General features: G+C 47.2%; 17 protein-coding genes. 13 read left to right on the top strand and 4 right to left on the bottom strand.

Going from position 1 to position 23,195, the window contains the following annotated elements; translation table 11 throughout:
- Window positions 1–65: 65 nt before the first annotated feature.
- The 10 genes from AC58PV_RS34130 to AC58PV_RS34085 all read left to right on the top strand — a co-directional run bounded on the left by AC58PV_RS34130 (window position 66) and on the right by AC58PV_RS34085 (window position 13,907).
- A complete protein-coding gene (locus tag AC58PV_RS34130) occupies window positions 66–1,820 on the top strand; it encodes a sensor histidine kinase family protein (protein ID WP_497437471.1) in 1,755 nt (584 codons plus the stop codon).
- Window positions 1,817–2,785, top strand: coding sequence for a substrate-binding domain-containing protein (locus AC58PV_RS34125; protein WP_497437456.1), 969 nt, complete (start codon window positions 1,817–1,819; stop codon window positions 2,783–2,785). Before AC58PV_RS34130 ends, AC58PV_RS34125 begins: the two co-directional genes overlap by 4 nt.
- Before the next feature lie 114 nt (window positions 2,786–2,899).
- Window positions 2,900–3,991, top strand: coding sequence for a galactose ABC transporter substrate-binding protein (locus AC58PV_RS34120; protein ID WP_068661728.1), 1,092 nt, complete (start codon window positions 2,900–2,902; stop codon window positions 3,989–3,991).
- 146 nt (window positions 3,992–4,137) lie between these two features.
- Complete coding sequence (locus AC58PV_RS34115; protein ID WP_068661727.1) at window positions 4,138–5,655, top strand: sugar ABC transporter ATP-binding protein; 1,518 nt, start codon at window positions 4,138–4,140, stop codon at window positions 5,653–5,655.
- Window positions 5,656–5,673: 18 nt separating this feature from the next.
- Window positions 5,674–6,705: a galactose/methyl galactoside ABC transporter permease MglC gene (mglC, locus tag AC58PV_RS34110; RefSeq protein WP_497437455.1), complete on the top strand. Its 1,032-nt coding sequence runs from the start codon at window positions 5,674–5,676 to the stop codon at window positions 6,703–6,705.
- Between the two features lie 86 nt (window positions 6,706–6,791).
- Window positions 6,792–8,564: a methyl-accepting chemotaxis protein gene (locus AC58PV_RS34105; RefSeq protein ID WP_497437454.1), complete on the top strand. Its 1,773-nt coding sequence runs from the start codon at window positions 6,792–6,794 to the stop codon at window positions 8,562–8,564.
- Window positions 8,565–8,952: 388 nt separating this feature from the next.
- Complete coding sequence (locus AC58PV_RS34100; RefSeq protein WP_497437452.1) at window positions 8,953–9,816, top strand: hypothetical protein; 864 nt, start codon at window positions 8,953–8,955, stop codon at window positions 9,814–9,816.
- Window positions 9,817–10,294: 478 nt separating this feature from the next.
- Window positions 10,295–11,035 (top strand): hypothetical protein, encoded by a 741-nt coding sequence (locus AC58PV_RS34095; protein ID WP_497437470.1) that lies wholly within the window; start codon window positions 10,295–10,297, stop codon window positions 11,033–11,035.
- A 16-nt stretch (window positions 11,036–11,051) separates the two neighbouring features.
- Window positions 11,052–12,737, top strand: a complete 1,686-nt coding sequence (locus tag AC58PV_RS34090; RefSeq protein ID WP_497437451.1) for a vWA domain-containing protein — start codon at window positions 11,052–11,054, stop codon at window positions 12,735–12,737.
- A 30-nt stretch (window positions 12,738–12,767) separates the two neighbouring features.
- Window positions 12,768–13,907: a toxic anion resistance protein gene (locus AC58PV_RS34085; RefSeq protein WP_497437450.1), complete on the top strand. Its 1,140-nt coding sequence runs from the start codon at window positions 12,768–12,770 to the stop codon at window positions 13,905–13,907.
- Between the two features lie 287 nt (window positions 13,908–14,194).
- Here the strand turns inward: AC58PV_RS34085 and AC58PV_RS34080 are convergent, their stop codons facing one another.
- The 4 genes from AC58PV_RS34080 to AC58PV_RS34065 are packed head-to-tail and all read right to left on the bottom strand — an operon-like array spanning window position 14,195 to window position 18,120.
- Complete coding sequence (locus AC58PV_RS34080) at window positions 14,195–14,659, bottom strand: RidA family protein (RefSeq protein ID WP_028557558.1); 465 nt, start codon at window positions 14,657–14,659, stop codon at window positions 14,195–14,197.
- Window positions 14,660–14,706: 47 nt separating this feature from the next.
- A complete protein-coding gene (locus AC58PV_RS34075; protein ID WP_497437448.1) occupies window positions 14,707–16,311 on the bottom strand; it encodes an N-acyl-D-amino-acid deacylase family protein in 1,605 nt (534 codons plus the stop codon).
- 37 nt (window positions 16,312–16,348) lie between these two features.
- Window positions 16,349–17,455 (bottom strand): alanine racemase, encoded by a 1,107-nt coding sequence (locus tag AC58PV_RS34070; RefSeq protein ID WP_497437447.1) that lies wholly within the window; start codon window positions 17,453–17,455, stop codon window positions 16,349–16,351.
- Window positions 17,452–18,120 carry a helix-turn-helix transcriptional regulator gene (locus AC58PV_RS34065; RefSeq protein ID WP_497437446.1) on the bottom strand — a complete coding sequence of 223 codons (669 nt, stop codon included), beginning with the start codon at window positions 18,118–18,120 and terminating at the stop codon, window positions 17,452–17,454. The genes AC58PV_RS34070 and AC58PV_RS34065 overlap by 4 nt, the downstream gene beginning before the upstream one ends.
- A 204-nt stretch (window positions 18,121–18,324) precedes the next feature.
- On the opposite strand from AC58PV_RS34065, the gene AC58PV_RS34060 reads away from it, so the two are divergent.
- From AC58PV_RS34060 to AC58PV_RS34050, 3 genes are all read left to right on the top strand, one after another.
- Entirely contained in the window at window positions 18,325–20,121 is a 1,797-nt protein-coding gene (locus tag AC58PV_RS34060) for a cache domain-containing sensor histidine kinase (RefSeq protein WP_497437445.1), read from the top strand.
- Window positions 20,118–21,671, top strand: coding sequence for a response regulator transcription factor (locus AC58PV_RS34055; RefSeq protein ID WP_497437443.1), 1,554 nt, complete (start codon window positions 20,118–20,120; stop codon window positions 21,669–21,671). The genes AC58PV_RS34060 and AC58PV_RS34055 overlap by 4 nt, the downstream gene beginning before the upstream one ends.
- A gap of 132 nt (window positions 21,672–21,803) precedes the next feature.
- Complete coding sequence (locus tag AC58PV_RS34050) at window positions 21,804–23,150, top strand: extracellular solute-binding protein (RefSeq protein ID WP_497437442.1); 1,347 nt, start codon at window positions 21,804–21,806, stop codon at window positions 23,148–23,150.
- The last annotated feature ends 45 nt before the right edge of the window (window positions 23,151–23,195 follow it).

Genomic DNA, 23,195 nt, shown 5'->3' with positions numbered 1-23,195 from the left:
TAGAAAGGGGGTAGAGTTGCTTGAAACGCAGAGTCAGTACGCTGCTGAAAGCTTTATATAACGTTATGCTCGATACGATGCGGGTAAAAAGTATTCAATTCACCATAACAATGTCATTCATTTTTATTACTGTAACCGTGATGCTCGTGGTCTCTTTGGTGCTCTATAACAAATTTGCCAAAACAGCCGAAGAGAGCGCCTTTCTGAGTACGGCCCAGGTCATTGAGCAAGTGCAATTCAATCTGGAGCAGTACATTAAGGGGATGTCGGATACATTCGAAGTCGTTGATGCCAAAATTGCTAAAAGCCGCGGCATCCCGTCGGACAAGCTGCTCGAACAGCTAGATACAATCGCAAGTACGCGTGAGGACATTGTGTCTATTCACCTATTTACCGCGGATGGCGGGTTGGTCACGGGTGTGCCAACGACAGAGATGCGCAAAAATACACGGCTGCTCGAGCAGCCGTGGTTTCGGTCTGCCCTCGATAACCCGAATCATCTCACGTTTTCCTTACCGCATATCCAGAACCTATTCAAAGATCCCTATAAGTGGGTGGTTTCCATGAGTAAAGGGGTCACGATTGAGCAGAATGGGAACCTGGTGAATGCGGTTATTTTGGTGGACATCAATTTCAAGACATTGGACGATGTGTTTCGCACGGTTTCGCTCGGTAATAAGGGCTATGTGTATATCATTGATGATTCTGCAGGCAGCATTGTGTATCATCCGCAGCAACAGCTGATTTATATTGGTCTGAAGTATGAGAATGTAGAGCAAGCACTTAAATTTTCATATGGTCGATATATGGATGAGAGCGAAGGGGAATCGCGGTTAAATGTCGTGCGGACGGTTAATAACATCGGCTGGAAAATCATCGGAGTATCGTATCTCGATGAAATTGTGACGACGCGTAAGGAAATTTCGAAGTTTATGATCTGGTTGTTAGTGATCGTCTTGTTCTTCATTTTGTTAATTTCCTCGTTCATGTCTGCGCGTATTTCCCAGCCGATTAAACGTCTGAAGAAGTCGATGGAAATGGTGGAGAAAGGGCATTTCGATACGTATATTCATGTGCGTGGAGCCGATGAGGTTGAGCAGCTATCGCGGCGCTTTAATCTGATGGTGTCCAGGGTTCGTGAGCTCATGGATCAGAGTATCGAGGAGCAGGAAATTAAGCGGAAGAACGAGCTGGAGGTTCTCCAATCGCAGATTAATCCGCATTTTTTATACAATACACTCAATTCAGTTGTACGAATGGTTGGCAATGGGAGGACAGAAGAAGTTGTAAAGACGATCACATCGCTGTCAAAGTTTTTCCGGATATCGCTCAGCAAAGGCAAGAATATTATTACGATCGGGGAAGAAATCGAACATATTCGTAACTATTTGATCATCCAGAAGATGCGATATAAGGACAAGTTTGAGTATGAAATCCATGTCTCGGAAGAGGTGCTTCCTTACAAAACGCTCAAGCTGATTCTGCAGCCTTTTGTGGAAAATGCGCTCTATCACGGTATCGAGTATATGGTGGACGAAGGGTTAATAGAGCTCATTGTCTCGATGGATAAAGAGAAGATTCTCTTCGAGATTCGAGATAATGGGGTCGGGATGTCAGAGGAGACGCTGAAGAGTATTATGACCGGTCAGGTGAAAAGTGACAAAGGCTCAGGTGTCGGGTTGCGAAATGTGCATGAGCGGATTCAGCTTTATTTTGGCATGGACTATGGAGTCCATGTGAGTAGTGAGTTGGAGGAAGGAACGACCGTCCGAATTACGATTCCAGCCATTCTAGATGGCGAAGGGGGGAGTGAAGAATGAGATGGAAGCCACTAATGATCGCACTTCTCGTCGCGCTTATCTCGCTTTCCTCTTGCACGGAAAGCGTGGAAACCCTGCCAACTGAGCAAAAGAAACACCTAGAGGTCGTTCTCCGCAGTCAAGAAGGCGACTATTGGAAAACAGTCAAGTTGGGGGCTGAGGTCGCGGCCAAGGAGTTTGATGTGACGCTCGACTTCCGAGCACCGGGTGATGAGGCCGATGTGAAGGGGCAGATTGCCTTGTTGGAGCAGTCGATTGCCAGCTCGCCAGACGCGATTGTGTTAGCCGCTAATGACTATAAGGAGCTTTCGCCTATCGTGGATGAAGCGGGGGAAGCGCATATTCCAGTCATTACGGTCGATTCTGAGGTAGAGACGAAGAATGTGCGCAGTTTTATTGGGGCGAATAATTATGAGGCGGGCCAATTAGCAGGGCGACAACTGATTAAGCTGATCGGAACGAGTGGGCAAATTGCCATTATGAGCTTCCGGAAAGGGGAGCGAAATACGGAGTTGCGGGAAAAAGGGCTTTTGGACGAAATATCAAAGTTCCCCGATGTTCAGGTAATTGATACGGTATATAGCTTAACGGATCGAGAGCTTTCCGCCAAACTCACACATGATGTGATTGACAAACATCCCGAGCTGGATGGGATTGTGGCGCTGAATGAAATCTCCTCGATCGGCGTTGCTAGTGCGGTACAGAGTAGGAATTTGAATGAAAAGGTGAAAATCATTACGTTTGACAGCACTTCTGAGGAGCTAGAACTGCTCCAAGAGGGCGTTATTCAAGCAACGATTATTCAAAATCCGTTCAGTATCGGTTATTTGGGCGTGAAAAATGCGGTTGATGCCGTGAAGGGGAAAACGGTGCCAAAGCGCGTGGAGACGGGGATTAAGGCGATTGATTTGAATAATATGTTCTGGTCAGACAATCAAAAATTGCTATTCCCATTCATTAAGTAATCCAAAGTGATGAGAATTTCGATAGAAGACATGAGGATATTGCATTTGTTTATGACCTTTGAACCATTATAGTAAGGAATGTAAACAAACAATACACCTTTTAGGGAGGGTCTTATCTTGAAAAAATTACTTACACTTGCCGTAGCAGGCGCTTTGGTTGCAACCGTTGCAGGTTGTGGAAATAAAACAGAAACACCAGCAGCAAGCACAGCTCCAGCAGCTTCCACAGGTGCAGCAGCAACTGCAGCGGCAACTACAGCTCCAGCAGCAGGCAAAAAACCAACAATCGGTGTTGCGATCTATAAATTTGACGATACGTTCATGTCCGGCGTTCGTGCAGCAATTTCGGATGCAGCGAAAGATAAAGCGACTGTTGATATCGTAGACAGCCAAAACTCCCAACCAACACAAAACGATAAAGTTGACCTTTTCATCACGAAGAAAGTAAATGCACTTGCGATCAACGCCGTTGACCGTACAGCAGCTGGCGTTATCATCGATAAAGCAAAAACAGCAAACATTCCAGTTGTCTTCTTGAACCGCGAGCCGCTTGATACGGACATGAAGAAATGGGATAAAGTTTACTACGTAGGCGCAAAAGCTGAGCAATCAGGAACCATGGAAGGCCAACTATTGGTAGACTACTTCAAAGCTCACCCAGAAGCTGACAAAAACAAAGACGGTAAAATCCAATACGTCATGCTTAAAGGCGAGCCAGGACACCAAGATGCTGAGCTTCGTACGAAGTTCTCCATCCAAGCCATCACGGATTCCGGTATGGGTGTAGAAAAAGTTGCAGAAGATACAGCTATGTGGGATCGCGTTAAAGGTCAAGAGAAAATGGCAGCATTCCTAGCTTCCAGCGAAAGCAAAATCGAAGCTGTTCTTGCGAACAACGATGATATGGCGCTTGGTGCAATCGAAGCTTTGAAAGCAAAAGGCTATTTCAAAGACAACAAATTCCTTCCAGTCGTTGGTGTAGATGCAACAGCTCCAGCTCTACAAGCACTTAGCGATGGAACGCTTCTAGGAACTGTTCTAAACGATGCGAAAAACCAAGGTGCGGCAACAACTAGCGTAGCAACAGCTCTTGCGAATGGTTTGGTACCAAGCAAAGAAACGACTGGTTATGATATCACTGACGGTAAATACGTGTGGATTTCCTACAAAAAAATCACAAAAGCTAACATGAACGAAGCGAAGTAATTGTGAGTATGGGCAAGAGAGGCGATATCCAAGCAACAATCGCGCTTTTGCCTTCCTTTTTGGAAACCCGTGAAGATAAAGAGACATAAGCTTCGAATAAAGGCTTCACTTTGTGGGGATTATCGTGAGCTGTAGGGGGAGTTACCATGACTGTACATGACTATTTATTGGAAATGAATCAAATCTCCAAAGAGTTCCCCGGCGTCAAAGCGCTGGATAATGTCACCCTCAAAGTTCGCCCAGGAAGCGTACATGCGCTGATGGGAGAGAACGGAGCGGGTAAATCGACGCTCATGAAATGCTTATTCGGTATTTACAAGCCTGATGGTGGAGAAATTAAGCTGAATGGTGAATTAGCTTCGATTACGAACTCCAAAGATGCACTAGCGAACGGCATTTCCATGATTCATCAAGAGCTTCACCCCGTTCCACATCGCAATGTGATGGAGAACATCTGGTTAGGCAGATTTCCGCTAAAAGGGATCGGACCTTTGAAATTAGTGGATCACAAAAAAATGCGTACAGATACAGAGAGTTTGTTCAAACAACTCCAAATGGACATTAAGCCGGATACACTGGTCGGTACCTTATCGGTATCCAAAGTGCAATCCATTGAAATTGCCAAGGCTGTTTCTTTCAATTCGAAAGTCATTGTTATGGATGAGCCGACTTCCTCGCTGACGGGTAACGAAGTTGAGCAGTTGTTTCGCATCATTCGCGATCTGAAGAGCCGCGGTGTTTCGATCATCTATATTTCACATAAAATGGAAGAGATTCTGGAAATTTCGGACGAAGTTACGATTATGCGCGATGGTACCAAAATTGGGACATGGGCATCTTCCGAGCTTACGACAGATATGATCATCTCGAAGATGGTTGGACGTGATCTGAAAGAGCGTTTCCCTGAGCGCAGTAATGTGCCAAATGGTGTATTGATGAAGGTAGAGGACCTGACTTCGGTCGTTCCTAAATCATTCAAGAATGTGTCTTTTGAGCTGAAAAAGGGTGAGATTCTCGGTGTTGGCGGCCTTGTTGGGGCACAGCGGACGGAGTTGATTGAATCCTTGTTCGGGATGAGAGGTATTGCTTCAGGAAGCATCTCCATTCACGGAAAACCTGTCAGGCTGAAATCGCCGATGGATGCGATCAAGCAGAAGATTGCCTTGCTGACAGAAGAGCGCCGCGTAACAGGTATTTTCCCTGTGTTATCGGTCCTGGAGAACACGGTCATTGCCAATTTGGGACGGTACATGAATCCATTAGGCTTCATTCAGGAAGCCAAACGTAAGGAAGAAGTTAAGCAAAGTATCGAGATGCTACGCGTGAAGACGCCAAATATGCATGCGCTGATTAAGAACTTGTCTGGTGGTAATCAACAAAAGGTTCTGCTAGCCAGATGGCTGTTAACTGAACCTGATGTTCTTCTTCTCGATGAACCGACTCGGGGAATTGACGTAGGAGCGAAATTTGAGATTTACTCCATCATTGCTGACCTTGCGAAGCAGGGGAAAAGTATTATCATGATCTCTTCTGAAATGCCCGAGCTTCTAGGGATGTCAGACCGAATTATGGTTATGTGCGAGGGACGTCTTACGGGCATTGTAGAAGGAAAAAAAGCAACAGAAGAAGAGATTATGCGCCTTGCTGCACAGCATATGGCATAATGGAGGGGGCCTAGAACCATGACTACCAAAACAGAAACATTGAAATCTAGAGACTTTAGCGGGTTCATTACCAAATACGCCATCTACATCGTACTAGTTGTTCTAGTCATTGGGATCGCGATTTATGATCCACGCTTTCTATCCGTAAGCATCCTACGTGATATCTTATTGCAGTCTTCCACACGTGTCATTATCGCATTGGGTGCAGCATTCATTCTAATCACAGGCGGAACAGATTTATCTGCAGGGCGAATTGTTGGTCTATCAGCCGTTATCTCTGCATCTATGCTGCAAACACAGGATTATGGCAGAAGATTTTTCCCAGACCTGCCGCATCTGAATTTAGCTATTCCAATTCTCATTGCGATTATCGCGGGTCTTGCGATTGGACTGATTAACGGGATTGTCGTTGCTAAGCTCCGCGTTCCGCCATTCATTGCAACATTGGGTACGATGGTAGCCGTGTACGGTGCGAACTCATTGTACTTCGATATGAAGCCGAATCAATCACAACCGATCGGTGGTCTTCGTCCTGATTTCAGTAGCTTAGGAACAGGTTCCATTGGTTCAAGTGCGACGTACTCGATACCCTACATTGTTATTTTTGCACTAGTAGTATCGGTCATTGTATGGATTGTATTTAATAAAACAAAGCTTGGCAAATACATGTACGCTATTGGCGGTAACATTCATGCTGCTGTCGTTTCAGGGATTAACGTAAACCGTTACTTGATCTACATCTATGGTATTGCTGGTGCACTTTATGGACTTGCTGGGGTATTGGAAGCAGCGAGAACAGGTGGCGCAACGAACAACTACGGTAACATGTACGAGCTTGATGCGATCGCGGCTTGCGTTGTCGGCGGTGTATCCACTTCAGGTGGTATCGGTACGGTACCAGGCGTTCTTGCAGGGGTATTGATTTTCAGCGTTATCAACTACGGTTTGACGTTCATCGGAATTAGCCCCTACTGGCAGTTGATTATCAAAGGTGTGATCATCGTTGCTGCGGTAGCATTTGATATGCGGAAATATATGAATTCGAAGTAAGCTTAAGAGGCTGTCGACATGATCGGCAGCCTTTTATAGTGGAGAAGGATGAAAGCGTTTGCGAATTTGGCAGGGGGAGTAGAACAATGCATATGAATGACAATAAAGCAGGCAGCACACCTGAGAGAGAACCAGACATTACAACTGACAAGAAAAAGAAACGGCTCTTATTTATGTCTCTGCAAGCGAAGCTGGTGGGGGCGTTTGTTCTCGTTTCTTTGCTAGTAGGGATCACGAGCGGGTTGTCTTACATGTATATAAAAAAAGTCGACAATTCCTACACAGAGCTGTTCGATACGAATGTGAGATTGCTTCAGCAGGTTGCAGAAATCAAAGAGAAAACACAGATGCAAACGAGTTTGATGTTTGGTTATGTGCTGGATCCAACGAAGGATAGGGAAAAGCTTTTAACAGATATGAATGGGAAGCTTTCTTCGATCATTACAAAAATGCAAGATACGGACGGGAATGAGGAGGAGCAATACGCTGTTAGATCTATGCTAGAGGCGAATCAAACGTTCGCTAGACTGGTTCAGAAGGTAGTTGCTTACGGCGAAAAAGGGGATACGTCGTTGGCTAAGGCGGAAGCCATGCAGTGGGCAATTCCCACAACGGAAACATTGACGCAAGCGGCGGCTAAAATAGAAGAACTCGAGGCAGGCATTCAAGCTGAGGCTGCTTTGCAAAATCATGAGACCGTCTCGGCGACGATAACAACGTTGATTTGGGTGAGTGGGGCAGCGTTAGTCTTCGCATTGCTGGTAGGGCTTCTGGTTTCGCGTTCTATTGTGGCGCCAGTACGTTCCATGGTGAGAGCATCAGAGCGAATCGCGAATTGCGATTTATCCGTTGGCGATATTGCGGTGAATAGCCGCGACGAGCTGCAGGATTTGGCGATAGCCTTCAATCAGATGAAGGGTAATCTGCAGGGGTTAATTCGCCAAGTGGGCAGTAGCAGCGAGCAAGTTGCTGCGGCTTCGGAAGAGCTTAGTGCGAATTCCAATCAGGTTAGTGAGCTTTCCGAGCGGATCACGGGAACGATTCAAATCATTTCGCAAGGCACGGCTGCACAAGTAGGAAGTGTGCATGAAGGCGTGGCCATCATGGAGGAAATGTCAGCGGCAGTTACGCAGATTGCTAGTGTCACGCAGACAGCGAATAAACAGTCTGTGTTTGCGCAGCAGGAGGCGGGGGAAGGCACGGCCGCGATAGAGACTGCGATGGGGCAAATGATGGCTATCCATCGGAAGATGAATGAATTGGCGGTCTCCGTCGAACGACTTAGCGGTCGTTCCGAGAAAATCGTCGGCGCGAATGCGATGATCGCTGGTATTGCGCGGCAGACGAATATGCTGGCGCTCAATGCTTCGATTGAGGCGGCACGTGCAGGAGCCGCGGGCAAGGGGTTTGCCGTGGTTGCGGAAGAAGTCCGCAAGCTGTCCATGCAGACCGGCGCAGCGGCGGAGGAAGTGGCTTCGCTCGTCACGAGTATCCAGGAGGAGACGAGGGACGTTATGCGCTCCACCGCGGCGGGCAGCCGCGAGGTGGAGATGGGGCTTGAGGTCGTCGGCGAAGCGGGAGCGACGTTCCGACGCATTCGTTCGGCGATGGACGAGGTCGCCCGGCAGATCGAGGAAGTGGCGGGGAGCTCGGAGGCGATCTCCGAGAAGACGCACGTCGCCGTTCGCGTGATTCGCGCCATCGACGAGGTGGCGGGGCAGACGGCTGCAGGCGCGAAGCACGTATCCGCCAACATCGAGGGGCAGTACGCGAGCATGGAGGAGATCGTCTCCTCCGCGACGGTGCTCAGCTCCATGGCTGCGGAGCTGCAGGGGTTGATTGGGCGGTTTCGGGTGTGATAGAGGTATGCCATAACCTTATTCGGGTTACTAGTGTGATTTTAAAGAAAATAGAATGATGACATATCGCTATTTGTGATTTTAATTGAAATATGAGCTTGTAGAAGGACAATAACGTTATGCTATAACCTTATAGGAGTGTATTTTAAATTATTTCAACGAATAGGATGATAGCATAACGTTATCTATAGCTTTCGCTAGCGATCAATAGCACATGCCCAGCTGATAGTTTCAAGTGCGAAAAAGAACTATCCATATTTTTGCATGTATAGTATAATCATGGTAATCAAATGGCGGTGAAGCACACCCCTGACAGGCAAGCGTAGTTGATACGCTGCTGGTCAGGGGTTTTTGCATGTATTTGCCGAAATAAGGAGGAAGTAGAAAGATGAGACAAGCATTACTGTATGAAACACCAGAAGAATTCGCATGTATGATGATGAGGCATTTAGAAGAGAGTGTAGGTACGCTAATCCAGCAGAAGGACCCAACAAATAATCCACTTTTGTTAAGTATTATGAAGGAAGAAGAGGAGGAGTTAGTTGTCAGTCTTCACGGTGTATTCCAAACCTATCACAATACAGGAGACATGAATGCAGCAATTACTTATTTGAACGGGATTATAGGTGCTACGGCGTATTGTCGAAACGAAGATGAAGCCATGAGACTGGATTCTTCGTATATTTATCCAATATTAAGGGACGCACGGTTCGTAGAAGAAGCGGGTAAAGGACTACATATGGTCGCAGATGAGATTATACCAGGTATGTGTGTTCTTTTTCTTGAGATCAAGACGGAGCATAACAAAATTGTGACTAGGAGTTTAATAGAAGCAAATCCAAAGCTAACGGAGGAGAAGGTAAAGCGAATCGGATACCGGAATTTAAGGGCAGAGGGTTGGATGAATCCAAGCTTAGAGCTGTTAAGTCCAGCTAGGAAAACTTGTACGGTTGATGTGTTTACAGATAATCCTTTTCCTTTCGAGTGTCAATTTCTGAATCCAGATTGGATACAGGCTCACATGCCGGAGAGTTTCCTCATTGCTTTCACGAATCGTAAGCAGACACTCGTCATGCGTTCAACAGAAGCAATCGCTTCCGAGGGGGTTGCCACTAGGCTAGCGAAGCAATCGAAGTTTACGGATATTGTTCGCAGAAGTTATTTAGTGATGCCTCAGCCAGTATCCGACCACATATATTGGGTGCAGAAGGGAACATTTCATTTGTTGAATATAGCGTGTTGTGGTAATTGACAAGTTTAATGACTCAATGGCAGCAATGCATCGATATAGTGAATTGCACAAGCAAGATCCTCAACGTGAGTACTGCTTTTTCCATACGTCTCGATCGACTCTAGTAGCCCGTGAAAGATACGTTGGAATACGAGGGCCTAGATGAAGTATCAAATAGAAATGGGTCTTCTTTTTGTAACTGTCAGCATTCAATTCCGTGGGCAAAAATTAATATTAGCAAAAATAAGAATAGTTACATAATCCCATATGAGCTGTCTCCAAGTAGTCGTATCTACTTCGGGGGACAGCTCTTTGTTATTTAGCGAGAATCAAGTACATCTTTCATTCCATTTTGAACAACAGAAAGCAGATATGTCCTATATGTCCTGCATATAATGCAATATCAGCATTCTTAGCTCGGTAACGTAAACGAACAAAGATCACCTGTTCCTGTTGAATTTGGGAGTTGAAATTGCGAAGAGAGGAGAGAGTCCCCTTGATGAAAGCTGCACGTAAAATAATGAAATTAATTGTGCTAACGAGCGGGGTCGCCTTGTTTGATATTGTCATGCTTTCACCGGGATTTCTAGGGATAGGAATCGGACACAGTGCGTTGCAAACGGCATTCACCGTATCCATACTACTCGGAAGCACCCTAGTATTGCTATTCGGCATTTATAGCGTAGTCATGAAGCCAAATCTCCGACTCCCTGTCAAACAGATGAAGAGCCCTGAAGATTTAGAGGGGGCTCTGAAACAATTCAAAGGAATCAAATCCCTCGCACAGGAAATTGCGCTTGGCTTGCACCAATTGGAGCGAATGCGCAAGAAACAAGAGACGATACGAAGTGTTCTGATCCAGAGGTTTGAACCGAGCGGACTTAGCTTTCAGAAATTTGCTTCTACGACGGGAGAGGTTGAGAAGTTATTTTTTCACAATATACGGAGTATGATAAACCGTCTCCATGTGTTCGATGAAGAAGAATTTCAAAGTATATCTAAGCAGTCAACGAGCCAATTATCTCCCGAGCTTTTGCAAGAAAAAAGAACTGTGTATAAGGCCCATATATCGTTTGTTAAGTCTTCTCTACATATTAATGAAGAAATTTTGCTCAAATTGGATAGGCTGCTGCTAGAAATTTCTCAACTGGATAGCATGGCGATGGGTGATATTGGGCAAATGCCTGGCATGCAAGAGATTGATGCTCTGATCAAGCAAACACAATTCTACAAAACGTAGAGGTGGTGCTCTTAACATGAATAAAATGAAGTTCTTCTTCATATCGCTGCTTATCGTCATTATTGTGTTTATCGGTGTGTATGCTGGCGTTTCTTTTACAGCTAATTTGGGCAAATCCCAAAATCAAGTGACAGTGGAGAGTGCCGCTAAGCAATTGAACAAGATGTATGACAAGATCTCCGTGGTGAACGGAACACCCGTCAAAGGACAGATTGATATTAATCCAGTCGATGTCGCTTCATCGCTGCCGGATATTTCGAAATTCCCAATTACAGTGAATAATACAACGGATTATTTCGTGGAAATTTTCTCCTCGACAGAGAAGTCTGGCAGTGGGGTGGATGGTTGGCTTACGGATGTAGCGAATGAATTTAATAAAGCGCAGATTATGGTTAACGGGAAGACGGCCTCTGTGAAAATTCGTAATATTGCTTCGGGGACAGCGACCGATTATATCAAGTCAGGGAAATATGTGCCGGATGCTTTTACACCTTCGAATGAGTTATGGGGGGAGATGATCAAATCCGGCGGTCCGAAAATACAACTAGTCACCAAAAGTCTGGTAGGAAATGTTCCTGGCATTGTGATAGCGAAGAAGAAATATGATGCCCTCGTAGCCAAATACGGCTCCATTAATGTCAATACTGTCACGCAAGCTATTTCAAACAATGAATTTGCTATGGGCTATACGGACCCTTTTGCGAGTTCAACCGGTCTTAATTTTCTCGTAACAGCTTTAAGCACATGGGACAATAAAAACCCAATTAGTGAGAAGGCCTTTCAAGAATTTGAGAAATTCCAAACCAATGTGCCTTTTATCGCATCGACAACCATACAAATGCGAGACGCTGCGAAGTCCGGGATGCTGGATGGCTTCGTGTTAGAATACCAGACATTCCAAAATGCGGCGGAGCTTACGAATGACTATGTATTTACACCTTTTGGATATAGACATGATAGCCCACTCTATGCTCTAGGTGATATGCCCATCGTGAAACTGGATGTGATTAAGCGATGGGCTGAATTTGTTTCACAGGCGAAGTATCAACAAGCAGCCAAGGATAAAGGGTTTAATGGGCTTGAAAACTACAAAAGTGAGCTCCCTGCGATAGATGGCAATACACTTTCTTCGGCTCAGAAGGTTTGGAAAGAAAAGAAGAATGGAAGCAAGCCACTTGCCGCTGTTTTCGTGACGGATGTATCAGGCAGCATGGATGGGAAACCGCTTAGTCGATTGAAAGAATCCCTGCTCAAAGGTCAGAAATATCTCGGCAAGGAGAACAGAATTGGTCTTGTTTCCTATTCGAACGGAGTGACGATCAATCTCCCTATTGCCAAGTACGATACGAATCAGCAATCGCTCTTTGTGGGCACTGTGGGTACGCTCCAGGCAGGTGGAGGCACAGCGACGTTCGATGCCATTGCGGTTGCTATGAAAATGCTGCAAGACTATATGACAACAGATCCGAATGTGAAACCGATTATCTTCGTACTGAGCGATGGAGAAACCAATGCAGGACATTCCTTGAAGGACATTCGGGGACTGATCGAGACATTGCAGATTCCCATCTATACGATTGGTTATAATGCCGATATTGCGGCACTACAGAGTATTTCGAGTATTAACGAGGCAGCGAGCATTAATGCAGACACAGATGATGTTGTTTATAAAATAAGTAATCTACTTAACGTCCAGATGTAGGATGAATTTACCTTTTGAGGGGGAGATCACATGTCGTTTTCGTTGGAGATTGCTGGTGATGAGGTGCTTAAAGCCGTTGTTGAGGAACAAGTAAAGCCTGTGCCGGAAGAAGTTGTAAAGCTGAAAGCACAAGCAGAACAGAATGTGCAGACGATCATGGAGATCGACCTCGACTCGCTGGAGAAACGCAAAAATATTCTAGCTGCGGTAGAAAACTTCGGTATGGAGACGATGCGGGCGTCCTCTCAGAAAAATGCTTTGCTCCAAGTCACGATAGGCCAGCTATCGAGAGCGGGGGACGAGGGGGGAATCGTGGCCAAGGGACTCGGGGAGCTGCAACTCCAAATGAAAGATCTCGATCCTAGCGGGATTGACTTCGTCAAACGCGGGTTTCTAGGGAAGTTTTTTAATCCGCTTCGCTCCTACTTTCATCAGTTTGATAAGGCAGATACGGTCATTGCCGAGATTATCGAAACGCTGAATAAAGGGAAGTTAGGGCTCAAGGATGACAATACAACACTTCTCCTCGAACAGCATGCGCTGCGTGATCTTACCAAAAAACTTCGTAAAGAGATCCAGCTAGTTTCCTATATGGATGAGTCTATTGAAGCCCAGATTGCGCTGGCCAAAGCTCGAAATGATGATCCGGAGAAGATCCAATTCATAACGGAAGAGGTGCTATTCCCACTTCGTCAGCGTACGCTCGATATGCAAGCGATGATGGCGGTTAATCAGCAGGGCTTTATTACCTTCGAAGTCGTTATAAGGAATAATAAGGAACTTATCCGCGGAGTGGATCGTGCAAGTACAGTAACTGTTGCAGCTCTGCGTGTCGCCGTTACGGCAGCGAGTGCGCTAGCCGACCAACGGGTGGTGCTAAAGCAACTGAATGCTCTATATAATACGACCAATACGTTTATTGAGCACACGGGGCAGATGTTGAAGCAGCAAGGCGTAGAAATTCAAAAAGGTGCAATTGAGGCCAGCATTTCAGCAGATTCGCTCAAAAAAGCGTTCGCTGACAGCTTTGAAGCCTTGCAAGCGATCAGTTCGTATAAGCAAGAAGCGCTGCCCAAAATGCGTGAGACGATTACCCAATTCCGTGAGCTCGCTGAAACGGGAGAGAAGCAGATTCTGCGGCTGGAGAGAGGCGCGGCTGTGGGGTTATAAGGAAAGGAACCTTGGACTTAGTAAAGTCTGAGGTTCCTTTTGCTTTCTTATATGCTTGAAATGAAATAACTGGATTTCCTGTAGTTAAATCTTTAAAATAGGGCTTCAAATACCGAATAACTGGATTTCATGCTGTTAAATACTAGGATTTTATGAAATTGAGGAAAAAAGCGATAAATTAACTACCTATTTTCCATCTATACTGAAATTTCGGGGAGTTTCCTCCAAAATAGCTGTATATTTTCCATTTAATTGGAATCAAGTGCGAGCTCGACTCTATACCTAGACTAGTCGCGAATCTCAACAATCAATTCAATTTCCACAGGCGTGTGGAAAGGCAGATCGCTCGTACCGATCGCGGAGCGGGCATGTTTGCCGTTTTCGCCAAAGATCTCAACAAGCAAGTTGGATGCACCGTTGATGACGTAAGGTTGGTCGCCGAAACCGGATTCGCTGTTGACGAAGCCGAGCATTTTGACGATTTTGACAACACGGTCCAAATCCCCAAGATACCCTTTCATAACAGCTAAGCAGTTAATGATCGTCTGACGAGCTGCCTCTTGGCCTTGCTCAATCGTGACTTCACGGCCGAGTTTACCTTCATACATAAGCTCACCGTTGATACGGCAATCTTGGCCGGACAAATAGATCAAGTTCCCTGTTTGATTACATGGAATATATGTGAAACGCGGCTCTGGAGAAGGGGGAAGCGTGATACCAAGCTCTTGCAAACGTTGTTCAATAACGGACATGTGAATGACCTCCAAGTCAAAGTTAGGTTATGGTTATATTTAGAAATTTAGTGCTTGCAGCAATGCTGTGCGCGAATGAAACTGCCTTCACGCGCCTGCGTGTGTTGACCTCCGGTCAACGAAAGGGCGCCATTCACGACGACATGCGAGATACCATCGGGATATTCTCTCGGATTCTCGAATGTTGCATGATCCTGAATGGTAGCTGGATTGAACACCGCGACATCAGCGATATAGCCAGGAACAATCAGCCCCCGTTTGCCCAGCTTGAAGCGCTGAACAGGGAACGATGTCACTTTGCGCACCGCCTGCTCCAGGGTCAAAATACGATTCTCTCGGACATACTTCGCAAATACGCGAGGGAATGTCCCATATAAGCGAGGGTGCGGCTTACCGGTATCACAAGTGAGACTATCTGACGCGATGAGCGATTTATCGTAAGCAACAACTTGCTTCACATCCTCGTCAGACATATGGAAGTAGACGATAGAGATACGGCCTTCTTCTTCCAAAAGGAGATCCATCATGCACTCCGCTGGATCCTGCCCGCGTATTTCGCTGATCTCGGCAAGGTGTTTGCCTTCGAGATGTCGATTGCGTTCCGTGTGCATGGCGGAAAGGAACACACTTTGCCAACCTGTGGAACACACCAAGTTGTCCCATGTCGTCTGTTCGTGACTCAATTCTTCGCGAACACGTGCACGAAGCGAAGGGTCACGGAGCACCTCAAGCGCGCTGTCGATTCCGCCTTCGAGTACCCAAGGAGGAAGAATCGTCGTTAGGCTGGTAGAGCCCGCATTATACGGATATACATCACAAGTAACGTCCATGCCACGAGAGCGTGCATCCTCGATCAATTCCAGCGCATCATTGATTTGCCCCCAGTTGCGTTTGCCGGCAGCTTTGAGATGAGAGATATGCAGCGAAACGCCGGCCTTCTCCGCAATCCAGATGACTTCCTTGACGGAAGGCAACAAATTGTTTCCCTCACCGCGAATGTGCGTAGAGAACAGGCCGTTATATTTCGGTAAAACGGAGCAGAGCTCCGCAATTTCTTCTTTGCTCGTATAGCTGCCTGGCGCATAAAGCAACCCGATGGAGAAGCCAATTGCACCAGCTCGCAGGCCATCTTCCAGCATTGCCTTCATCTGTGCGATCTCGGACCCAGTTGCTGGACGATTGGCGAAGCCCATCACCGCGATACGCAGTGCCCCATGTGCCACATAGGTGGCCATATGCTCAGACGGACGCGAATTTGCGACGGCGTCCATATACTCGGCAACGGTTTCCCATGGCCATTGCCATTTGGTTTGACCTAACACTGGCTGAACATAACTTTGGAGAAGTTCAGCTTGGGTAGGGACGAAGGGAGCGGGAGCTAGCCCGCAGTTGCCGACGACTTCGGCGGTAACGCCTTGACGCATTTTGATTTCACTATGTGGATAATCGAAGATCATTAAATCGGAATGGCAATGCCCATCAATGAAGCCAGGCGAGATCACCTGCTTGTTCACATCGATGACCTTCAAGGCATCCTCATGGAGCTGACCGACAGCGACAATTTTGTTGCCTTGAATGCCAACATCGCCAGCAAACCAAGGATTACCAGTGCCATCGACGATGCGTCCGTTTTTCAGTAGTAGATCCAACATGATGGGGCACCTCCCAAATTTATTTCAGCTACTTCAGCTATTCCAGCATGCCTCGTGCAAGCACGGGCACGCGTTCACATGTATCTCCACGCAGCATCACAACATGATTGTGCAGGTTAACCGTACTGCATATATGATTCGGAATGATGCGCAGCTGGTCGCCGACTTTCAAATCAGCAGCTTGCGCCAGTGGCCCAAGCTCGACCATGCCGTGCTCCTCGGTCATCCGCACGAGCAGTGCATCTTCGAGGCCATGAATATGGCCGAAGCCGCGCAACTGCAAGGGATGCGTGCCTGGCTGCACATCCGTTGCGAAGGTCTTGCTGCCGCCGTCGACGATCGCCAGATCCACTGAAGGCCGGCTCACGACGGTGACGAGCACGCTGCCGGCGCAGTCCTTGAGCTCGCAGACGCCAAGTTGCGCCTGCATCCGATCTTGATAGACGTAGGTGCCGGGGCGCACCTCCGTCACGCCTTCAACCGCCGCGGCATACAAAGCCGTCGGCGTCGAGCCCACGCTGACATCGGCGATAGCGATGCCAGCGGCTCTAAGGCGGTCGGCCAGCTGTACCATCAGCTGGCCTTCTTCTAAGCCGGCGGCCGCCACGTCGAGCGTGGGCTTGCCCGCAAGCAGCGCGCCGCGGAACGTGTAGATGCCGGTCAGCCGCAGATGCGGCATACCGGCAATCTCCGCAGCCAGCGCGGCGGCCTCTTCATACGGCACACCGGTTCTGCGCAGCCCGGTGTCAATCTCTAACCGCACCTGCAGCGTATGGCCATGCTTGGCCGCAGTCTGCTCCATCAGCTTGGCGCCGGCCAAGCTGTCCACGCCAACGATAAGCTCGATCCTCTCGCTGATGCGAATCGCACGTTCGATCTTGCTCGCGGTTACCAACGGATACGCGATGAAGATATTAGCAATCCCATGCGCAGCCATCACCTCAGCTTCCGATACCTTTGCCACAGTAATACCAACAGCGCCGGCGTCAATTTGTTGTTGAGCAACAGAAGGAAGCTTATGCGTTTTCGCATGCGGACGTAGTTTAACACCATTTTGCCGAACACGTTCTGCCATGGTTGCAATATTACGGCTCAAGATATCTGTATCAATCAGGAGGCAAGGTGTTTCTAGGGAGATCGTCATAGGGATGCACTCTCACTTTCTTTCGCGTTACTTTTGCCCTCTTCCAGATGGCTGTATAGGGTGTATTTGGATATGTTGAGATACGTACAGATTTTCTCGCCGCCTTTTTTGATCAGAAAAGCACCTTTGGCATCGAGAAGCTGAATCATTCGCATCTTATCTTCCTTGGTCATAACGGCAACAGGTTTATCGATGATTTCCTGCGCTTCTTGAATGAGAGCATCGAGGAGATCGCTGACACTTGTGACGAACGATTCCTTTACCTCGGTTTGCTCGCCAGCAGGGTTAATGAGGTTTTTCAGTGTTTTCTCAGCGACCATGAGATCCGTGATGTCCGTGTTAATGCAGAGAGAACCGATAATTTTGCCAGCTTTATTTTTCATATAAATCGAGCTAGAGCGCAGAATGCGGCCTTCTTTCGTTTGAGTCAAATAGTTGAACTTGTTGCCGTTTACATGATTGCCTCGCAGCAGCTCAAGACCAAGATTCGTGCCAGGGTCTCCGATTTTGCGTCCCGTGATATGACCGTTGGCAATGGCGACGATGGTGCTCTCATAGGATCCCGTCAAATCGTGCAGCACAACCTCACAGTTCTCACCGAATTGAGCAGCAAGGCCAGTCACCATATCGGTCAAAAATTCAAATTCATCCCGAATGGATTCCATACCGGTTATCCCCCCTCATAGCTTGTAAGTGATTCTGAGCAAAATGGTATCACAAACTTTCTGAATGTCAAACAAAAAGTTTGTTAGACTAAAAAAAAGTATGATTTTCCAGGTTCGCTCATGATACTATGGTAAAAAGATCGTGGTATGAGGAATGCTAAGTGTTGCCAGAAGTAGGATCGCTAGATGAATGGAGGATTTCCCATGAAGCGGTGGTTTGCCAAATCACTCAATCGCAAGCTCTCATTGCTCATTTTATTCGCAGTTGTCTTACCTTTACTTACGATGGGAACGGTTTCCTATCGCATTGCAACCTCGGTTACCGAGGATAAAGCGAAGGAAGCCGGGATGAATACCCTGAGGCAGATGACAGATAAGCTTGATTTTGTTATTCAGGACGTGGAGAACATGTCGATTTTCTTAATCGGACAGAGGGATGTTCAGGCTTACCTTGGCAAAGAAGAAAGTGATATCAATCTATACTCGCAGCTTATTGGGACACTATGGAACTTATCCTATTCCAAAAAGTATATTGCCAACATTACGATTACCCCCAAAAACAGTAATCCCGTGTTATATACAACAACGATTACGAATTCAGGTTTGGCGCCGCTTTTGCAACAGTACGAAACAACCAATAAATCCGCTCCCAAATGGTGGTCGCCGCTCTATGACATTCAAACCTCTGACGGTTTACGTAAGGTGATTTCACTGGTGAGACCGATTCGGGATTTTTCTCTGTTCAAAACGTTAGGCACCTTATCCTTTTCCCTAGATCAATCAGAGATTGAGCATTATTTGACGGATGCGGGCTGGGAAACGAGTGGATTTGTCGTCTTGGTCGACGCAGATAATCGGATTATTGCTGGTGGCGATTCGAAGTGGCTGATGAAGGATATGTCCGAAGTGTTCCCCAATCTGCATGGACTTACAGAAACAAGCGGTGTGTCGAATGTGTTGCGAGGCATGCATCCATATACTGTTCTGTACAATGGACTTCCACGCGTGGGTTGGAAATTAGTCGGATTCATTCCGACCGACATTTATCAAAAACAAAATGGCTTCGTCCTAACCGTAACGGCCGTCACCATACTCATTGCGCTCTTACTTGCGATGGCGCTGGTCATCTATTTCTTGCGATGGGTCACGAATCCGCTTATGAAATTGACCAAATATCTCAAAGATTTGAATCCTGACGAGACGATTCAGACGTTTGAAGTGAAGAGTGCAGATGAGGTCGGTCTGCTCGTACACAGCTACAACAAGCTTAGTGACCGCATCAGCCGTCTCAAGGATCAGGTTCAGCTGAACGAAGCGATGAAGAAGGAGGCGGATATTATGGCGCTCCAAGCACAGATTAATCCGCACTTTTTATATAACACCTTGTCGTCTATCCACTGGATTGCCTTGATGAATAAAGATCGACAAATTGCCGAGATGGTCGGTGCGCTCAGTGATTTCTTGCGTTTTAGCTTAAATAAGGGGGAGGAGTTCTGCGTTGTTCAGCAGGAGGTATCCCATGCACAGAACTATGCGTACATTCAAGCGATTCGATTCCCGGATCAGTTCGAGATTGAGTTTTTTATTGATCCTGAAATGACGCAAAGTGTCATGTTAAAGCTGTTGCTCCAGCCCTTGATTGAGAACAGTTTAATTCACGGCATTCAGAAGAAAAAAACCAAAGGCCACATCTATGTCCACGGCGAGCTGCGGGAGCATGATATGAAATTCGTGGTGGAGGATACGGGAATTGGGATGGATGAAGCGAAGCTCAGAGATATTCATGGGCAGTTGGCTCTGGCTAATCAGAAATTAGGGATCCGAAGTGAAGCGGATGAAGAGAGGAAGAAGGTTGTGACCAGTTATGGACTTATCAATGTGCATCGCAGGTTGCTGCTGCATTATGGCGCGGGCGCGGGCCTTGTTCTGGAGAGTACGCTGGGCACAGGTACCCGTATTACATTCCTGATTCCGCATGAGAGAGGAGAGTTGTCCCTATGAGAATTCTTATTGTGGATGATGAGGTTATTATTCGTACGGGCTTGTGTACCGTAATTGATTGGAAAGAGCTTGGATTGGAACTGCTGCCTGCCGCTTCATCGGCTGAAGAAGCATTAGAGCGCATTCCGCAGGAGAAGCCGCATATAGTGCTGACCGATATCCGGATGTCGGGGATGGATGGTATTGAACTTGCCCGTGAAATTAAGCTAATTCTGCCGGATACGGAGATCGTTATTCTCACGGGATACGATGATTTCAACTATGCGCAGCAGGCTTTACGCGGCGGTGTGACTGATTATTTGCTCAAAACAAGCCGTCCGGAAGAGATTATCAAAGCAGCGCTGAAAGCGAAGCAGAACATTATGGATAAATGGGAGTCGGTTAAGCAGGATAACCTTCAGCAGGCAGCGTTGCGCTCACAATTGTTGGACAGGGCTTTGAATCGTGGTTTACACGATGATGAAGCAGCACGTACACAGCTGCACCAATGGTTTCGTAAAAATGGCGTCGACACCTCAGTGGAAGCTGGTACGGGGATTGCCAGACAGGTGCTGCTCGTATCCTGTTCGGGTTGGGTAACTTTCGCTAATCTGCTGCAAGGAGCCGCAGAGAATATGTTGTACGAGCTTCTCCCTTGTGTGACGCTGATGCAGAAGGATCATTTCGTCATGGTTGTTCGATATGAAGCAGGGGTAACCGATGACGCAGGTCTCCAGAAAGCGCTTCAACGTGTCACTGAAACACTGAAATGCGCCGTGTTTGCTTCGCTGGGACCTGTTGCCCACGATGATGAGGGGCTGCGTGCGTCCTATCGCGCCGCCAAGGAAGTGTTCGCCTACCAAGGTTTGTTAGGCCCAAGAGGACTGTACACCCTGCAAGATATTCAAGATCGAAGCGGAAGTCGGACGGTTTGTACCGAGAAAGAGGAAACGGAGCTTGCAGCGATCCTTATGAAAGATAACGCGACGGATCTTAGACACTGGGTGAATCTGAAGGTTCGTACACAACTTGAGGATGCCGCGGCAACGCCAATGTCCGTTCAAGGTTATTTGCAATCGATCGTGGTAGCAGGTCATCGTTGGTTAGAGAGAGCCAGCACTGCCGAGCAGGATCAGTCGGTACTTAGTGCACTATCTAAGCTAGAAGGCGAAGGCCGTCCTGAAGACGAGGTGTTCAAGGTGCTCTCAGCGATTATGGGCATTTTCCACCAGGGACTCGATCAGAATAAATATGCGTACATCCATAAGGCCATTGCGTACATTCGAGATAATTTACATCAGCCGATTTCGCTTCAGCAAGTGGCTGGTTTCGTCCATATCAATCCCAATCATTTCAGTGAGGTGTTTAAGCGGGAGACCGGGTGTACGTATCTAGAATTCGTGACTCGGGAACGTATGAAGCTGGCAACAGATCTTGTGCAGAGCACGCAATTGAAAGTGAGCGATATTGCAAGGCGCGTAGGTTATGAGGATATCAAATACTTTACTGGGCAGTTCAAAAAGCACACAGGAAGAACGCCGTCCGAATTTCGACAAGGGGGTAAAGACTGAATAATGTCCCCCTTCGCGCCGAAGTCTCTCCCGTACCTCTGCAGAACAATGTCCCCTATACTAAAGGAGTAACGAAGAGAGCTTGCAAGTAGGGGAGCTAGTTGCTACGAAACTTTTAGGAGGTCCGAACAAATGAAAAAGTCATTTATCGTTACACTGGCGGCTGCGATGTCACTTTCGTTGATAGCAGGTTGTGGGTCGAATGGAACTACAGATGGGGCACAAGGCAGCACGGCACCAGCTAAAACAGAGACAGCAAAACCTGGTGAGAAAGTGAAGCTTTCTATCTGGCACAACTACACAGGTGAAGATACACGTGCCAAAACGATGCGCGAATATATGGATAAATTCAAGAAGGACCATCCGAATGTGGAGTTGGATATTCAAGGGATTCCACCCGATGGATACCGTCCGCGTCTAAAAACCGTAGCAGCAGCGAACGAAATGCCCGATCTATTCGTGATGTGGCCTGGTGTGATGACGAAGGAGTTCGTCGGCGGTGACTTAATCCAACCGATTAACGAGCTTCTGGATAGCAAAGCGGAGTGGAAGGGCAACTTTATGCCAGGTTCCTTCGATGATTTCACAATTGCTGGCAAAACCTATGGGGCACCAATGGCCTTATCGCCAACATCGATTCTTTATTACAACAAAGAAATCTTCAACAAATATAACGTACAACCGCCGAAAACGTGGGACGACATGATGAAATTGGTGGATACGTTCAAAAAGAATAACGTAACGCCAATCGCGCTCGGCAACAAAGCGGCATGGGTCGCACAATCAAGTATCCTAAGCTCCTTGGCTGACCGTGTAACAGGAACAGAGTGGTTCTTGAAGGCTGTTGATCAAAACGGGGCCAAGTTTACGGATCCTGAATTCGTTCAATCCTTAACGTACCTGCAACAGCTTGGCAAAGCAGGCGCTTTCCAAGAAGGGTTCAACAGCATCGATAACACACAAATGGAACAAATGTTCGCGCAAGGAAAAGCCGCGATGATGATCGATGGCGGTTGGGCATTGCCGAACCTAGCAGCGAGCGCTTCCAAAGAAGCACTTGCGAACATGGCCGTTACCGTATTACCATCCGTACCGAATGGGAAAGGTGATCCGAACACACTCTCCGGTGTTGTTGGAACTGGTTTAGGTATGAGCAAAAAAGTAACTGGCGCACAAAAAGCTGCCGCTTACGAATTGATCTACGCGTTATCAGGTCCAGAGGCACAGAAAGCGATCTTGGAAGGCAATCAGCTTGTTAGCTACAAGGTCGCGTTGGATACAAGCAAAGTAACATCCCTTTTCGCAGAAGTTTACAAAATGATGGGCAATGTGAAAATGACGCCTGTGTATGACGGTAGACTGAGCTCCTCAAGTGCAGATGTCGTGAACAACGGACTTCAAGAGCTTCTGATGGGCGGTAAGCCGGAAGATATTGCGAAGAAAGTGCAAGATGCCCAAGCGAAAGCTATCGGCAAATAAGAAGGTAAGGCCAAAGGACTCCAGCCTCAGCTCGGCTGGAGCCTT

The organism is Paenibacillus sp. J22FR83, assembly GCF_059691955.1.
Note: the sequence above shows the minus strand (reverse complement) of the source record. Positions and strands in the feature narration are given on the sequence as shown.

What these genes read in the sequence shown, in the direction of transcription:
- AC58PV_RS34130 (WP_497437471.1), top strand. Translation starts at nt 66, where the DNA reads ATGCTCGATACGATGCGGGTAAAAAGTATTCAATTCACCATAACAATG.
- AC58PV_RS34125 (WP_497437456.1), top strand. Translation starts at nt 1,817, where the DNA reads ATGAGATGGAAGCCACTAATGATCGCACTTCTCGTCGCGCTTATCTCG.
- AC58PV_RS34115 (WP_068661727.1), top strand. Translation starts at nt 4,138, where the DNA reads ATGACTGTACATGACTATTTATTGGAAATGAATCAAATCTCCAAAGAG.
- mglC (WP_497437455.1), top strand. Translation starts at nt 5,674, where the DNA reads ATGACTACCAAAACAGAAACATTGAAATCTAGAGACTTTAGCGGGTTC.
- AC58PV_RS34105 (WP_497437454.1), top strand. Translation starts at nt 6,792, where the DNA reads ATGCATATGAATGACAATAAAGCAGGCAGCACACCTGAGAGAGAACCA.
- AC58PV_RS34100 (WP_497437452.1), top strand. Translation starts at nt 8,953, where the DNA reads ATGAGACAAGCATTACTGTATGAAACACCAGAAGAATTCGCATGTATG.
- AC58PV_RS34095 (WP_497437470.1), top strand. Translation starts at nt 10,295, where the DNA reads ATGAAAGCTGCACGTAAAATAATGAAATTAATTGTGCTAACGAGCGGG.
- AC58PV_RS34090 (WP_497437451.1), top strand. Translation starts at nt 11,052, where the DNA reads ATGAATAAAATGAAGTTCTTCTTCATATCGCTGCTTATCGTCATTATT.
- AC58PV_RS34085 (WP_497437450.1), top strand. Translation starts at nt 12,768, where the DNA reads ATGTCGTTTTCGTTGGAGATTGCTGGTGATGAGGTGCTTAAAGCCGTT.
- AC58PV_RS34080 (WP_028557558.1), bottom strand. Translation starts at nt 14,659, where the DNA reads ATGTCCGTTATTGAACAACGTTTGCAAGAGCTTGGTATCACGCTTCCC.
- AC58PV_RS34075 (WP_497437448.1), bottom strand. Translation starts at nt 16,311, where the DNA reads ATGTTGGATCTACTACTGAAAAACGGACGCATCGTCGATGGCACTGGT.
- AC58PV_RS34070 (WP_497437447.1), bottom strand. Translation starts at nt 17,455, where the DNA reads ATGACGATCTCCCTAGAAACACCTTGCCTCCTGATTGATACAGATATC.
- AC58PV_RS34065 (WP_497437446.1), bottom strand. Translation starts at nt 18,120, where the DNA reads ATGGAATCCATTCGGGATGAATTTGAATTTTTGACCGATATGGTGACT.
- AC58PV_RS34060 (WP_497437445.1), top strand. Translation starts at nt 18,325, where the DNA reads ATGAAGCGGTGGTTTGCCAAATCACTCAATCGCAAGCTCTCATTGCTC.
- AC58PV_RS34055 (WP_497437443.1), top strand. Translation starts at nt 20,118, where the DNA reads ATGAGAATTCTTATTGTGGATGATGAGGTTATTATTCGTACGGGCTTG.
- AC58PV_RS34050 (WP_497437442.1), top strand. Translation starts at nt 21,804, where the DNA reads ATGAAAAAGTCATTTATCGTTACACTGGCGGCTGCGATGTCACTTTCG.